The organism is Tenacibaculum sp. SSH1-16, from assembly GCF_040104435.1.
In the GTDB taxonomy this organism is placed as follows: domain Bacteria; phylum Bacteroidota; class Bacteroidia; order Flavobacteriales; family Flavobacteriaceae; genus Polaribacter; species Polaribacter mesophilus.
In genome coordinates this window covers 11,427-27,621 of record NZ_JBECOV010000019.1, presented here as the reverse complement: position 1 = coordinate 27,621, position 16,195 = coordinate 11,427, and the positions used below count along the sequence as shown (strand labels likewise).

General features: G+C 32.8%; 7 protein-coding genes. All 7 read left to right on the top strand.

The genetic code is table 11. The features are described from left to right. Positions 1–356: 356 nt before the first annotated feature. Positions 357–851: a transcriptional regulator gene (locus ABMY20_RS15765; protein ID WP_172644862.1), complete on the top strand. Its 495-nt coding sequence runs from the start codon at positions 357–359 to the stop codon at positions 849–851. Between the two features lie 15 nt (positions 852–866). Then, positions 867–1,988 (top strand): efflux RND transporter periplasmic adaptor subunit, encoded by a 1,122-nt coding sequence (locus tag ABMY20_RS15760; protein WP_047790746.1) that lies wholly within the window; start codon positions 867–869, stop codon positions 1,986–1,988. Positions 1,989–2,003: 15 nt separating this feature from the next. Then, positions 2,004–5,141: an efflux RND transporter permease subunit gene (locus tag ABMY20_RS15755; protein WP_047790745.1), complete on the top strand. Its 3,138-nt coding sequence runs from the start codon at positions 2,004–2,006 to the stop codon at positions 5,139–5,141. A 2-nt stretch (positions 5,142–5,143) separates the two neighbouring features. After that, entirely contained in the window at positions 5,144–6,544 is a 1,401-nt protein-coding gene (locus ABMY20_RS15750; protein ID WP_173359425.1) for an efflux transporter outer membrane subunit, read from the top strand. Between the two features lie 13 nt (positions 6,545–6,557). After that, complete coding sequence (locus ABMY20_RS15745; protein ID WP_073184201.1) at positions 6,558–7,127, top strand: TetR/AcrR family transcriptional regulator; 570 nt, start codon at positions 6,558–6,560, stop codon at positions 7,125–7,127. Positions 7,128–7,273: 146 nt separating this feature from the next. Next, positions 7,274–8,824: an AraC family transcriptional regulator gene (locus ABMY20_RS15740; RefSeq protein ID WP_349265784.1), complete on the top strand. Its 1,551-nt coding sequence runs from the start codon at positions 7,274–7,276 to the stop codon at positions 8,822–8,824. A gap of 251 nt (positions 8,825–9,075) precedes the next feature. Beyond that, positions 9,076–16,194 carry a BspA family leucine-rich repeat surface protein gene (locus tag ABMY20_RS15735; protein ID WP_349265783.1) on the top strand — a complete coding sequence of 2,373 codons (7,119 nt, stop codon included), beginning with the start codon at positions 9,076–9,078 and terminating at the stop codon, positions 16,192–16,194. Position 16,195: the final 1 nt, after the last annotated feature.

Here is a 16,195-nt window from a genome sequence, read left to right as displayed (position 1 = left end):
ACGAGAGACTTAAATTAAAAATAGCTTAAACATATTCTCAGTAAAACTTAAAAAAGCTTACCAAGTTTACAACAGTTAATAATGCATTATTAACAGTCAACAGTATTTTAACTTTAAGGGGAGAAAAAATTATAACTTTTAATTACATCATAATAAATTTCTTTTAGATCTTTTGTGAAGATAGTGAAAAAAATATTATAAACAAAAGAAAAAGAGCTTGTTAGTAGCTTTTGTAAGCTTTGAAAATAGAGATGATAGAATAAAGGAAAGTGTATTAAGAATGTATTAACATTTTTTTAACTTCGATTAGTTCGGTTTGTTCCGAACTGAAGTTATTTTTGCATGGCAAATTTTTTATGGAGATGAATCAAGTAGAAAAGAAAAAATGTGAATTGGTAGAGAAATTGGGGATTTTTTTAGAAAAAAAAGAACAGTTAGCCCCAGTTGCAGCAAGAATACTTTCACATATTATTTTAACAGGAAAACAAGGAGCAACCTTTGAAGATTTAGTATCTGGTCTTTGTGCTAGTAAAAGCACAATTTCAACACACCTTAATCATTTACAAGGTTTAAAACAAGTAAGTTACTTTACAAAAACAGGTGATAGAAAAAAATACTTTATTCTAAATAGCGATACAATGCTAAAAGGAATAAGTAATATGATAGAAGAGTGGGAAGGAGAAAAAGAACTACACATAGAAGTTAAAGAATACAAAGAAGACATTAACAAAACTCTAAAAGAAGAAGATAGATTTGATCTTGATTTCCACGATAGTTTTATTGAGTTTTTAGATGGAGCAATTGCGTCTGTAACTAAATTAAAAGAAAAAATTATAAACCACAAACAATAACTATATATACATAAAATGAAATATCAACACATATACGGTATTGCTATTCTTAGCATTGTTGCATTATTTTTTACAAGTTGTGAAAAACAACAACAAAAACAACAACAAATGCCAACGCTACCTTTTCCAGTAGTAAAGGTTGCAAAAAAATCAATAACAAATTACCAACAATATCCTGTAACTATTGAAGGAGAAGTAAATAGTGAAATAAGACCTAAAGTTTCTGGATATGTAAAAAACGTTTTGGTAAAAGAAGGTCAAAAGGTTAAACAAGGACAATTGTTGTTTAAGTTAGAAACGCAATCATTAAGTCAAGATGCTGAAGCGGCAAAAGCAGTTGTAAACACAGCACAAGTAGAAGTTAATAAGCTAAAACCATTAGTAGAAAAAAATATTATTAGTCCAGTACAATTAGAAACGGCAAAAGCTAATTTGGCACAGGCTAAAAGTACATATAATAGTGTTATAGCTAATATTAACTACGCAAATATAAAAAGTCCTGTAAACGGGTTTGTAGGTTCAATTAATTATAGAAAAGGTGCTTTGGTAAGTGCACAAAGTGCAATGCCACTTACAAAAGTAGCTTCTATAAAAAATGTATATGCATATTTTTCTATGAATGAAAAAGAGTTTTTAAACTTTATCTCTTCCGCTGAAGGAGAGACAATGGATGAGAAAATAAAAAAATTACCACCAGTAAAATTATTATTAGCTAATGGTAAAGAGTATGAGCAAACAGGAGCCATTGAAACCATTGCTGGTGATATAAATCAGCAAACAGGAACTATCAGTTTTAGAGCAAAATTTGATAATAAAGCAGGTTTGCTACGTAATGGAAGTAGTGGTACAATTTTAATACCTCAAGAGCATAATGATGCGTTGGTTATACCATCAGAATCTACATTTGAGCGTCAAGGTAAGGTATATGTTTATATCGTAAATAATGATTCTTTGGCAGAAAAAACTATTGAAGTTGAAGCCCAAATAGGAAAGCTTTATGTAGTAAAATCAGGGTTAACAACAGAACAAACAATCTTAGCTAAAGGCTTAAATAAAGTTCGATCTGGAGCAAAAATAAAACCTATTCCTACGCCTTTAGATAGCATAGTAAATTCATTCGATACGGTATTTAAATAATTAATAAAACCAGTTATGTTACAAAAATTTATAGAGCGTCCGGTACTCTCTACAGTAATTTCTATTATTATAGTAATATTAGGAGTACTGTCATTAACACAATTACCGGTAACGCAATATCCAGATATTGCACCACCAACGGTGCAGGTTACTGCTTCTTATCCAGGAGCTAGTGCCGAAACAATTTTAGAAAGTGTTATTGTTCCTATAGAAGAACAAATAAACGGAGTAGAAGGAATGACCTACATGACTTCTACTGCAAGTAATACAGGTACAGCAAGTATTCAAGTTTTCTTTGAACAGGGATATGATCCAGATATTGCAGCTGTAAACGTACAAAACAGAGTTGCTAGAGCCAATGCGTTATTACCTTCTGAGGTAACAAGAGCAGGAGTTATTACAGCAAAACAACAAAACTCAGCATTATTATATGCTGCAGTTTACTCTACAAATCCTGAGTATGATGATGTTTTTATTCAAAATTACTTAAATATAAACGTAAAACCAGAATTACAACGTGTATCAGGGGTAGGAGCAGTAAACGTGTTTGGGGCAAAAGACTATTCGATGCGAGTGTGGTTAGACCCAGCAAAAATGGCATCTTATAAGTTAGAACCTAGAGAAGTAATTGCAGCGATTAATGAACAAAGTTTAGAGGCAGCAGCTGGGTCTTTAGGACAAAACTCAGGAGAGTCTTTTGAATATGTAATTAAATATAAAGGACGATACAAAACTGCAAAAGAATACGAAAACGTTGTTGTAAAAGCTCTAGGGAATGGGCAGTTTTTACGTGTTAAAGATGTAGCAAAAGTAGAGCTAGATGCATTTTCATATTCGTCATTATCACGTACAAACGGGAATCCAGCACTTAACTTTGGTGTTTTTCAAACACCTGGATCTAATGCACAAGAAATTATTGAAAACATCTATGTAAAACTAGAAGATTTAAAGAAAGATTTTCCTGAAGGATTAGATTACATTATTAATTATGATACCAATAAATTCTTAACAGCATCTGTAAACAAAGTAAAAAGTACTTTAATAGAAGCCTTTTTATTAGTGTTTGTAGTAGTATTTATCTTCTTACAAGATTTTAAGTCTACCTTAATACCCGCAATAGCGGTTCCAGTATCAATTATTGGTACCTTCTTTTTCTTAAATCTATTTGGGTATTCTATCAACTTATTAACCCTATTCGCTTTAATTTTAGCAATTGGAATTGTGGTAGATGATGCTATTGTAGTAGTAGAGGCGGTGCATGCTAAACTGGAAGATGGAGCAGAAAGTGCAAAAAAAGCATCAATTTCAGCGATGAGTGAAATCAGTGGTGCTATTGTGTCTATTACGTTAGTAATGGTGGCGGTTTTTGTACCAATTACGTTTATACAAGGTCCATCAGGAGTATTCTATGAGCAATTTGGGGTAACACTAATGGTTGCTATTTTAATTTCAGCAGTAAACGCACTAACACTAACACCAGCTTTAAGCGCATTACTATTAAAACCACATAACGATACTCACAAGAAAAAAGGACTATTACAGCGATTTTATGATGCATTTAATGCAGGATTTAATGCGGTAACTAATAAATATACTAAATCTTTAGGGTTTTTAGTAAAGCACAAATGGGTAACAGCAGGTATTTTAGGGTTAAGTGTTTTGGCTATTGTATGGGCAAGTAATACGATACCTACAGGATTTGTACCTTCGGAAGATAGAGGTGTAGTCTTTATGAATGCTGAATTACCTGCAGGTTCTTCTTTAGATAGATCGTATAAAGTAACAGAAAAGTTATATGAAAGTATTAAAGAAATAGAAGGAATCAAAGGGGCATCGTTTATTAGTGGAAGAAACTTTTTCTCAGGAGAAGGAAGTTCGTACGCAATGGGCTTTATTATTCTGGAAGATTGGAGTGAAAGAGAAAGTGATGCTGAATCAGTTAAAAGTATAGTAGGTCAACTTTTTGGTAAAGCAGCTATGATACCAGATGCAAACATTATTTTCTTTACACCACCAAGTGTACCAGGTTTTGGTAGTGCAGACGGTTTTGAAATGAGATTACTAGATCGTGCAGCCAAACCATTAACAGAAATGGATGCAACAGCCAAACAATTTGTTGGTTTGTTAAATCAACAACCAGAAATAGCGTTTGCTTCTAACTCTTTTGACACTGGATTCCCTCAGTTAGAACTAGATATAAATGTAGAAAGAGCTAAAGAAGCAGGAGTATCAACAAGTGCTATCCTTTCAGCTTTACAAGGATATATTGGAGGAAATTATGCAGCTGACTTTAGTAGATTTGGAAAACAATTTAGAGTTTTCGTACAATCGTTGCCTGAAGACAGAATAAATGAAGAAAGTTTAAATAGCATGTTTATAAAAACACCAAGTGGAGAAATGACACCAATCTCTCAATTTGTTAGTTTAGAACGTGTATATGGACCACAAACAGTTAATCGTTTCAACCTGTTCAATTCAGTAACAGTAAATGGAGGAATCACACCAGGATTCAGTACAGGAGACGCAATTACTAAAATAAATAGTTTAGCAGAAAATAATTTACCAGAAGGATATAGTGTTGCTTATTCTGGAATCACTAGAGAAGAGATAGCATCATCAGGACAATCTACCATTATTTTTATGATTAGTATTCTGTTTGTGTATTTCTTATTAGCAGCACAATACGAGAGTTACCTATTACCACTATCAGTAATTTTATCATTACCAATTGGGGTAGCAGGAGCATATTATACAACATATTTAGCAGGGTTAGAAAATAACATCTATTTCCAAATAGCTTTAATTATGTTACTAGGATTGTTGGCTAAGAATGCGATTCTTATTGTAGAGTTCGCTATACAGCGTCGTAAGCAAGGAAATAGCTTATACGATGCTGCTATTGAGGGAGCAAAAGTACGTTTAAGACCTATTTTAATGACTTCTTTTGCCTTTATTCTAGGGTTATTACCATTAGTGTTAGCAAAAGGAGTAGGAGCTGAAGGGAATAATTCTATCGGTACTGGTGCTGCAGGAGGATTATTAATTGGTACTTTAATAGGGGTATTTGTTATTCCTGTACTATTTGTAATATTCCAATGGTTACAAGAAAAAGTATCAAGTAAACCAGCTGTTGTTGAAATTAAAGAAGATTAATTATGAAATTTATTTTAAATAAAACTTTGGTTGTAGTCATTATGGCTACAACCCTACAAAGTTGTTTCGTAGCGAAGGATTATGTGCGACCTGAGTTAAAAGAAACAGAACATTTGTATAGAACAGATAATTTACCAAAAGACAGTATCTCAATGGCAGATGTGTCTTGGAAAGATATGTTTACTGATGCTCATTTGAAAGAATACATTGATGAAGGACTTCAGAATAACTTAGATATCCGTGTAGCCATACAACAAATGGCTGCTGCTGAAGCTTACATGAAACAAGGTAAAGCAGGGTATTTACCTACTTTAAGTGTAGGAGCAAAAGCTACACATCAAGAATTAGCAAAAAACAGTCAGTTTGGATCTTTTTTTAATGGTAGTATAGATCAATATGAAATTACAGGAAACCTTTCTTGGGAAGCTGATATATGGGGTAAAATACGAAGTAATAAACGAGCAGGAAAAGCAGCATATTTACAAAGTGTAGCTGCTCACCAAGCAGTAAAAACTCAATTAGTTTCAGCAATAGCAACTACCTATTATCAGTTAGTAGCTTTAGATGCTCAATTAGAAATTACTGAACAAACTATTGAAACCAGAGAGAGTAGTGTAAATACTATTAAAGCTTTAAAAGAAGCAGGTCAGGTTAATCAAGTAGCTGTAGACCAAAATATAGCACAATATAACAATGCAAAAGCGTTAAAGGTAGATTTAGAAGCTTCTATTTTTAAAACAGAAAATGCCTTAAACTTGCTATTAGGAAGAACATCAGTAGTTGTTAAAAGAAGTAAACTTTCACAACAAGAGTTAGATGTTACTATAAAACTAGGTGTTCCTACTATTTTGTTAAGAAACAGACCAGATGTAATGGCTGCTGAATATGGATTAATTAATGCTTTTGAAATGACAAATGTTGCTAAAAGTAATTTCTATCCATCGTTAACATTAACTGCAACAGGTGGTTTTCAGAGTTTAGATTTAGATGAATTACTAAGTGCCAATTCCTTATTTGCTAATATTATAGGAGGCTTAACACAGCCTATCTTTAATCAAAGAAAAATAAAAACGCAGCACGATGTAGCTAAGGCACAACAAGAACAAGCATTGTTAAGTTTCAAAAAGACTTTGTTAACAGCAGGGAATGAGGTTTCAAATGCACTTTTCGATTATAATGCTGAAACCGAGAAATTTGAATACAGACAAAATGAGGTTGAAGCTTTACGAAGAGCAGAAACTAACTCTGAGGAATTGTTAAAAAATGGGTATGCAAATTATCTTGATTTATTAACAGCAAGAGAAAGAGTTTTGAACGCAGAAATAAACGTTATAAATAACAAATTAAATCAATTATTAAGTACAGTAAATATATATAAAGCTTTAGGAGGAGGATGGAAATAAAGTAGGGTTGATTATGAATAATAGGGAAAAACTTATCAATGTTGCAAAAGAAAAATTTATAGCATTTGGTAGTAAGCATACTACAATGGATGAAATAGCTGAGTTACTTGGAATTTCAAAAAAAACTATTTATGCATGCTTTTCTTCAAAAGAAGAATTGATAATTGAAAGTATCAAAGAATTAATAAATGAATTTAAAATTGATATAGAACCTATTTTAAAATCTGATAAATCAGCATTAAATAAAATAATAGAAATATATGAGGTAATTTTTAAATACGTAATAAAGTTTAAACCTTCTTTTATTTTTGGATTAAAAAAATACTATCCCAATGCCTATGATGCCTATATAGAAGTAACGAAGAATGTTGTATCTAAAGATGTGATAAATTTACTAGAAGAGGCTAAAGTAAACGGAGAAATAAGGAAAGATGTAGATCTTGAGCTATTTAGTAAATTGTATCTAAGTAATTTAGAAGGGAGGTTGTTTAATGCTGACAACTTATTTAAAAATTACCCAAGAGAAGTCTTACTTGAATATATGATTATAAATAATTTAAACTCTTTAAAGCCTAGCAAATAAGAACATAAATTTTTGTGGTTTTTGATGAAAAGTGTCGTGTAGTATGTTATCATATCTACAAGACACTTTTTTGTATTGAAAAAATGATTTATAGATGGAAAAAGAAAAAGTATTTTTGACGTATTTTTGTAATAAAGTAACAGAAATTGTTAAAAAAAATAACTACATATTTATTACTTAGTATTACAACTTTGTTTTATAGCCAGGATAAAACAGGATTGCAGTTCTTAAATATTCAAAAAAAAGCAGAGAATTATTTAGAAAAACTACAAGAAAATTATACAGAAGGAAATTATAAGCTTCATAAAGTTTATAGTGACTCTTTATACAATATATCTAAAAAGAATAACCTGAAAGCATTACAAGTAAAAGCAATGGTTAACCAGGCAATAAGCTTAAACATGCAAACAAAATATGTAGAAGGTATAGCACTGTATAAAGAGGCATTAGCTATTGCTAAAACGATACCAGAAAGCAAACAAGCTGAAACTGTTGTGTTAGTTAACTTAGGAAATATATATAATAATGTAGAACTTTATGAAAAGAGTATAGAAACCATGAAGATGGTGTTAAAGCAAGCAGCCTATACTGAAAAACCAAAGTTAATAAAAATGGCTGCGTTGAACGGATTATCGATAAGTTATTCAGCTTTAAATAAAGAAGAAAAATCATTACTATATGCAGAACAAGTAAAAGAAATAGGAGAAGAAACAGGTAATGAAAATATCATTTTAACATCCTTAAACCATATTAGTAGTTCCTATTATAAATTAGGAGCGTATCAAAAATCTATTGAAACAGCAAACAAAGCAACAAAATACAAGTCTTTTGAGAAAAATACTAGGGTAAAAGCATGGCTTTTAGTTAATTTAGGAGTCGCAAATTTAAAACTAGAGTTTTATAGTGAAGCAGAAAAATACTTAAAACAAGCGTTAAGCATAGCTTCTGAAAAAAGTATAGAAGAAATTGAAATGATATGTTATGAAAACTTGACTACGATATATCAAAAATTAAACAAAACGACAGCTTACTTAAATACAGAAAAGAAATATAATGAGAGTCGAATAAATTTTCTTAAGAATCAAAAAAAAGCGATAACAGAAGAGCTAAAGGCAGAAATTAAAGCAAAAGAAGAAACTATTTCAGCACAAGAAAATAGAGAAGCTTTACTCTCAGACCAACAAAAAACAACCTTGTGGTTTAGTGTGTTATGTATGATTGGTTTAGGTGGATTATTTTGGATTTATATAAAAAAGAATGAAGAAGAAAGTGCTATTGAAGAAATAAAAGAGCAAACAAAAGAAGTAAAAGTAATCCAAGAAAAATATAAAAATTCTTCATTATCAAAAGAAGATAGAAGCTCTTACAAACAAAAAATATTAAAGGAAATTGAAGAAGAAAAAATATACTTAAACCATAACTTAACTCAAGCAAGTTTTGCTAAAAAATTATCACTAAGCAGTCATCATTTGTCTGAAGTGTTTTCGTTTGAATTTGACAAGAATTTTTATCAACTCATCAATTCATATCGAATTAAAGAAGCCAAGAAAATGTTACAATTATCTACAAGCAAAGACCACAAAATACTCGCTGTTGCTTACGATTCTGGTTTTAAAAGTAAAACTACTTTCAACCGTGTGTTTAAAGAACAAACAGGTTATACCCCATCAGAGTATCGAAAAAAACTAATAAATTAGGTTCCACTCTATAGAATGATACTTCTATAACAATCAACGGTTATATCTTGCGCCTCATTACTTAATATAAACGATATTATTAAGTAATACTTAGCTTTTATTTTATATATGAAGATTCAGTTTGAGTTGGTAATATCACCAAACAAACAATACCTATCAAACCAATATTTAATGGCTGGGTAGTTCTTACTTTATGTAGTATGTAAAAAAGCTTGATTAAAATAGAAGTGTTAAAAATTATATTAAAAAGAATGAAGGCATTAATAGGTAAATTTTTAAGAAGTGGTTTAGTAGTACTTTTTTTAATTTTAAGTAGTCAATTGTTTTCGCAGTCGTTCACTTCTTTATGGAACACGGCAAATATTAGTACTGGCTCTTCTGGAGTTAATGAAATAAGCATCCCAACGAATTCAGCTTACACGTATTCATACACCGTTGATTGGGGTGATGGAAATATTGATTCAAACGTAACAGGAGACATTACCCATACTTATGCCACACAAGGAACTTATACCGTAAGCATTAGCGGAACGTTTCCTGCAATTTATTTTAATAATACTGGAGACGTTGACAAAATTATCGAAATCTTGTCTTGGGGTACTATTCAATGGCAAAGTATGGAAAGCGCATTTTATGGATGTTCAAATCTAAATTTTGATGCTATTACTCCACCAAATTTAAGTCAAGCTACTAGCCTACAAAATGCTTTTAGAGATTGCTCATTGTTTAATGGTATTATGAATAATTGGGATGTAAGCACCATAACTAATATTTCAGGGTTATTTATGAATTGCGAAATTTTTAATAGACCTTTAGATCAATGGGACACATCTAGTATAATAGACATGTCTTACACTTTTTATAATGCAAGGGAATTCAACGAACCATTAGATAACTGGAACACATCAGCAGTAACTACTTTAGAAAACTTTTTATATAGAGCCCGTAAGTTCAATCAAAATATTAATAACTGGAATGTAGTTAGTGTTGTTAATATGGAAGGAGCCTTTTACGATACAAGTGCATATAATCAGCCAATGAATAATTGGAATGTTGGTAATGTTACCAATATGAATAACACATTTAAAGGTTCTAATTTTAATAGCCCAATAGACAACTGGAATGTAAGTAGTGTTACAACAATGGAGGGAATGTTTAGTCAAGCTAAATTCAACCAACCTATAAATACATGGAATGTTAGTAATGTTACAAATATGTCTAGGCTATTTTTTAGAAACAGAACCTTTAATCAACCTTTAAATAACTGGGATGTTAGTAATGTAACAAACATGTCGGGTATGTTTGATGGATGGGCTTGGGGAGCAGTTTTTAATCAACCCATAGGTAACTGGGATGTTAGTAATGTTACTGATATGAGTTACATGTTCCGAGATAACTCAGGCTTTAATCAAGGTATAGGAACTTGGAATGTAAGTAATGTTGTTACCATGAGAGGAATGTTTGAAGGCGCCACTGTTTTTAATCGAGATATTAGTTTGTGGAATGTTAGCATGGTTACCAATGTAGAAAGTATGTTTGAAAGAACAGAAGCTTTCAATCAACCATTGAATACTTGGGATGTGAGCAATATTACTAATATACGCAACATATTTCAACGAGCAGAAGCTTTTAACCAACCTTTAAATACTTGGGATGTAAGTAATATCACTGATTTTCAATATATGTTTGATAGAGCTACGTCCTTTAACCAAGATATAAGCAGTTGGCAAACAGGAAATGCTAGAAACATGTCTTATATGTTTAATCAAGCTACTTCATTTAACCAAGACATAGGAGTCTGGGATATATCTAGTGTTACAAACATGACAAACATGTTATCGAATAGCGGTATTTCTCAAGAAAACTATGATAATATTCTTATAGCTTGGAATGCTCAAACAGTTCAAAATAATGTTGATTTAGGGGCGACGAATCTAAATTATTGTGATGCATTAAACCAAAGACAAAGTTTAATTGATAATAACGGGTGGACTATATCAGGAGATATTGTAAACTGTTCTTATGTATTATGTACTCAAATAACAATGCCGCAAGCAGGTGACACGCAAGTGCCTGCAAACAGTGATATTCGTTGGAATCCAGCTCCTAATGCTACAGGATATAGAATTAGTGTAAGAAGAGAAAACGGAGCGACTTCACAGGTTATATATAATAATGAAGATGTAGGAAATGTTGTAGGAGTGGACTTTACCAATGAATTTATAGCAGGAGATACTGTATATGTAACAGTTGTTCCGTATAACGATGAAGGACCAGCTACAGGTTGCCAAGAAATTAGTTTTACAGTAATAGAAAGTTGGGTAAATAGCCCAGATGCATTCAAGCTTACTTATGACACAAGCATACAAGTATTAAGTTATACTAGTCCTACGAATCAATTAGAAATAGAAACAAATTCAGGCTACCCACACTATCTTACTTATAACTATTCTATAGATTGGGGAGATGGACAGTACAATCATAATGTAACAGGGAATATTACACACACATATCTTACCCCAGGTATTTATACCGTAAGTATTATAGGCGTTTTTCCTTCTCCTAAGCATGAGTATGTAGGTGATTCTCATAAATTATTATTTATAGACCAGTGGGGTAATCAAGTTTGGGAAAGTATGAACGAAGCTTTTTATGGTTGTGGAAATATGGAGTACAATGCTACAGATATTCCTAATCTTAGCAATGTAATAGATATGGAAAGAATGTTTAGCTCATGTAGAAAATTTAATGGAAACATAAATAATTGGAATGTTAGTAATGTAACTAACATGCGTGGTATGTTTAGTGGAACTTCAATTTACAACCAACCACTTAATAATTGGGATGTAGGTAATGTTACTAATATGAACTACATGTTTGGTAGTGCCATAGAGTTTAATCAAGACATAGGAAATTGGAATACAGGAAATGTTGCAGATATGGGAGGGATGTTCCAAAATGCAGAAGTATTTGATCAGAATATTAATAATTGGAATGTGAGTAGTGTTACAGATATGAGTAGTATGTTTGAAAGAGCAGAAGCATTTAACCAACCACTTAATAATTGGGATGTCAGTAATGTTACCAATATGTCTGAAATGTTTAATGGTTTTATTTCAAACATGGCTTTTAACCAAAATATTGATAATTGGAATGTAAGTAATGTTACAGATATGTCTGAAATGTTCCAGAGATGTGTTGATTTTAACGAACCTTTAAACTCTTGGAATGTAGGTGCTGTTACAAACACGACTTCGATGTTTGAAGGCGCTTCTTCTTTTAATCAAGCCCTAAGTAATTGGAATGTTTCTTCAGTAACCAACATGGAGAGCATGTTTCAGAGTGCTAGCGCATTTAATCAGAACATAAATAGCTGGAATGTAACCAATGTAACCAACATGAGTTTAATGTTTTACAATGCTCAAATGTATAACCAACCGTTAAATTCTTGGGATGTAAACTCAGTAGTTAATATGTCAGGTATGTTCCGAAGAGCAGAAGCATTTAATCAGCCATTAAACTCTTGGGATGTAAGTGCTGTTGCTAACATGAGTCAAATGTTTCAAGAAGCCACAGTTTTCAATCAACCATTAAATTCTTGGAATGTAAGTTCAGTAACCTTAATGCCTTCGATGTTTGAAGAAGCTGTTGCTTTTAATAGTCCGTTAGAAAACTGGAATGTTTCTGTGGTAACAAACTTTGAAGCAATGTTTAAGAATGCAGAAATATTTAACCAACCTTTAGGGAATTGGAATACAGGTGAAGCACAAACGATGGCTGAAATGTTTTATGGAGCGTCTAAATTTAATCAAGATATTAATAATTGGAATGTATCTTTTGTAACCACTATGCAAGAAATGTTTCGAGGAGCAACGTCTTTTAATAGACCATTAGATTCTTGGAATGTAGCATCGGTAACTAATATGCAAGGCATGTTTCAAACAGCAACAGCCTTTGATGGTGCTATTGGAAGTTGGAATATTAGGAGAGTAACCACCATGCAAGATATGTTTAATGGTGCAACAAACTTTAATCAACCAATGAATAATTGGAGGCCAACAGCAGTAATGAACATGGATAGAATGTTTCAAGGTGCAAGTTTGTTTAATCAACCTTTAAACCAATGGTTATTAAATACGGTATCGATGAATGCTATGTTTAATAACGCTACAGTTTTTAATCAAGATTTAGGTGATTGGAATATTAGTGGCGTAACCAACATGCAAAATATGTTAGATAATACAGCTCTTACTAGAGTAAATTACGACAATACGCTTATTGCATGGTCTGAACAAACACTAACACCTGGAATAAATATAGGAGCTAACACTCTTCCTTATTGTGATGCTGTAGAAGAAAGACAATCAATGATTGATAGTTTTGGATGGTCTTTTACGGGTGATGTTTTAGATTGTCCTATTCCAGAATGTACACAGTTAATAGCGCCTTTAAATGGAGCAACAGATGTTCCTGTAAATACCAATTTAACTTGGGAACCTGTTTTGTATGCACGTGAATATGCTTTAACAATTAGAATTGAACCTTCAGGAATGATAATAAACGAAACTGTTGTAAATGCTACCACTTATGAATTTGCTACAGATTTTTCAGGAGGAGAAACAGTTTATGTTACTATTGTACCTTCAAACGAAAACGGAGATGCAGTAGGACCTTGTGCAGAAGAAAGCTTTACGGTGTCTACAACTCCATCAACAGTACCAGATTGTACCAACTTAACCTTACCACTTGCTGGTGCTACAGATATATCTGTAAGTACAAACTTAGAATGGAATGTTATAAGTAATGCAGATGGATACAGGCTTACAGTAGGAACTACTTCAGGTGGAATAGATATTCTTGATAGTATTGATGTAGGTAATAGTACAACATACGATTTACCTGTAGATTTACCAGAAGACACCGATATTTTTGTAACTATAACTCCTTATAACGATAAAGGAGATGCAACAAGTTGTGGAGAAGAGTCTTTTAAAACAGAGTTTATTCCAGTAGTACCTAGTTGTACAAGTTTAGTGAATCCTATAAATGGATCAACGAATGTTCCGTTGAATACTGATATTTCTTGGAATGAAATTACAGAAGCAACCGGGTATTTAGTAAGTGTAGGAACTACTCAAGGAGGGATAGAGGTTGTGAATAGTATTGATGTAGGAAACATAACAACTTATAGTTTTACTCAAGACTTACAAGCAAATAGAATACATTATGTTCGTATAATTCCATACAATGATGTAGGAGACGCTACAGGTTGTGTAGAAGAAAGTTTTACTACTGGAGATGCAGTGGTAAGTGCACCAAACTGTACCACAATAACAGTTCCAAGTAATGGAGCAACGAATGTTAGTGTTAGTACAGGAATTAGTTGGGATGCAGTAGCAGATGCTGACGGATATTACCTATCAATTGGAACAACTTCAAGCGGAACCGACATTGTAAACAACGAATCAGTAGTAGGAACGAGCTATACTTTAGCTAGTGATTTACCAGAGAACACGACAATTTATGTGTCAGTGATACCGTATAATTCAGTAGGAAGTGCTACAGGATGTTCTGAAATTATTTTTACTACGGAAATAGTACCAACCACACCGAGTTGTACCACAATTACAGTTCCAAGTGATGGAGGAACTAATGTAGTAGTCGATACAGATATTATTTGGGGCACTGTTTCTGATGCTGATGGGTACTATATATCAATCGGAACAACCTCAGGCGGAACTGATATTGTGAACAATGAATCAGTAGTAGGAACGAGCTATACTTTAGCTAGTAATTTACCAGAGAATACAACAATTTATGTATCGGTAATTCCATACAATTCGGTAGGAAGTGCTACAGGATGTTCTGAAATTAGTTTTACTACGGAAATAGTACCAACCACACCGAGTTGTACCACAATTACAGTTCCAAGTGATGGAGGAACTAATGTAGCAGTCGATACAAATATTACTTGGAACGCAGTAGCTGATACAGATGGGTATTATATATCAATCGGAACAACTTCAGGCGGAACCGATATTGTAAATAACGAATCAGTAGCAGGAACAATATATAACCCTACGAGTGATTTACCTGAGAATACTTCGATATATGTATCAGTGATACCTTACAATTCGGTAGGAAGTGCCACAGGATGTTCTGAAATTAGTTTCACTACAGAAACATTGCCGACAGTTCCAAATTGTACAACGATAAATGCTCCAACCAACGGAGCAACGAATGTTAGTGTTAACACTGGAATTACTTGGGGAGCAGTAGCAGATGCTGATGGATATTATATATTAATCGGAACTATTTCAGGCGGAACCGATATTGTAAACAACGAATCAGTAGTAGGAACGAGCTATACTTTAGCTAGTAATTTACCAGAGAATACAACAATTTATGTATCGGTAATTCCATACAATTCGGTAGGAAGTGCTACAGGATGTTCTGAAATTAGTTTTACTACGGAAATAGTACCAACCACACCGAGTTGTACCACAATTACAGTTCCAAGTGATGGAGGAACTAATGTAGCAGTCGATACAAATATTACTTGGAGCACTATTTCTGATGCCGATGGGTATTATATATCAATCGGAACAACTTCAGGTGGAACCGATATTGTAAACAATGAGCTAGTGATAGGAACAACATATAATCCTACGAGCGATTTACCAGAGAACACAACAATTTATGTATCAGTATTACCATATAAGTCGGGGGGCTTAGCAACGGGCTGTGGTGAAGTTCGTTTTACCACAGAAACCGTTGCAATTATACCAAACTGCACCACAATTACAGTTCCAACCAATAAAGCAACAAATGTTAGTGTTAGTACTGGAATTGTTTGGGACACTGTTTCAGATGCCGATGGGTATTACCTGTCAATTGGAACAACTTCAGGTGGAACCGATATTGTAAACAACGAGTCAGTAACAGGAACGAATTATACTTTAACTAGTGATTTACCAGAGAACACCATAGTTTATGTATTAGTAACTCCATACAACTCGCTAGGAAGTGCTAATGGGTGTTCTGAAATTAGTTTTAGAACTGAAGCAAGCTTAGTAGGGGAAACCAAATACGGTTTTTCTCCAAATGGTGATGGAGTAAATGACTTTTGGGAAATAAAGGGAATTGAAGAACATCCTAATAATATAGTAACTGTTTTTAATAGGTGGGGAGATATGGTTTTTCAGATGAAAGAATATGATAATCAATTTAATGTTTTTAGAGGCGTAGCCAATAAGCTAACGGGTATGGGAGGTGATAAGTTACCAGCAGGGACATACTTTTTCAGTATAAAAATTTCAACAGAAGGGAAATCAAAAGAAACAAAAGGGTTTTTAGTTTTAAAAAGATAAG

Coding starts and splice junctions, on each gene's coding strand:
- ABMY20_RS15765 (WP_172644862.1), top strand. CDS start 357: ATGGAGATGAATCAAGTAGAAAAGAAAAAATGTGAATTGGTAGAGAAA.
- ABMY20_RS15760 (WP_047790746.1), top strand. CDS start 867: ATGAAATATCAACACATATACGGTATTGCTATTCTTAGCATTGTTGCA.
- ABMY20_RS15755 (WP_047790745.1), top strand. CDS start 2,004: ATGTTACAAAAATTTATAGAGCGTCCGGTACTCTCTACAGTAATTTCT.
- ABMY20_RS15750 (WP_173359425.1), top strand. CDS start 5,144: ATGAAATTTATTTTAAATAAAACTTTGGTTGTAGTCATTATGGCTACA.
- ABMY20_RS15745 (WP_073184201.1), top strand. CDS start 6,558: ATGAATAATAGGGAAAAACTTATCAATGTTGCAAAAGAAAAATTTATA.
- ABMY20_RS15735 (WP_349265783.1), top strand. CDS start 9,076: ATGAAGGCATTAATAGGTAAATTTTTAAGAAGTGGTTTAGTAGTACTT.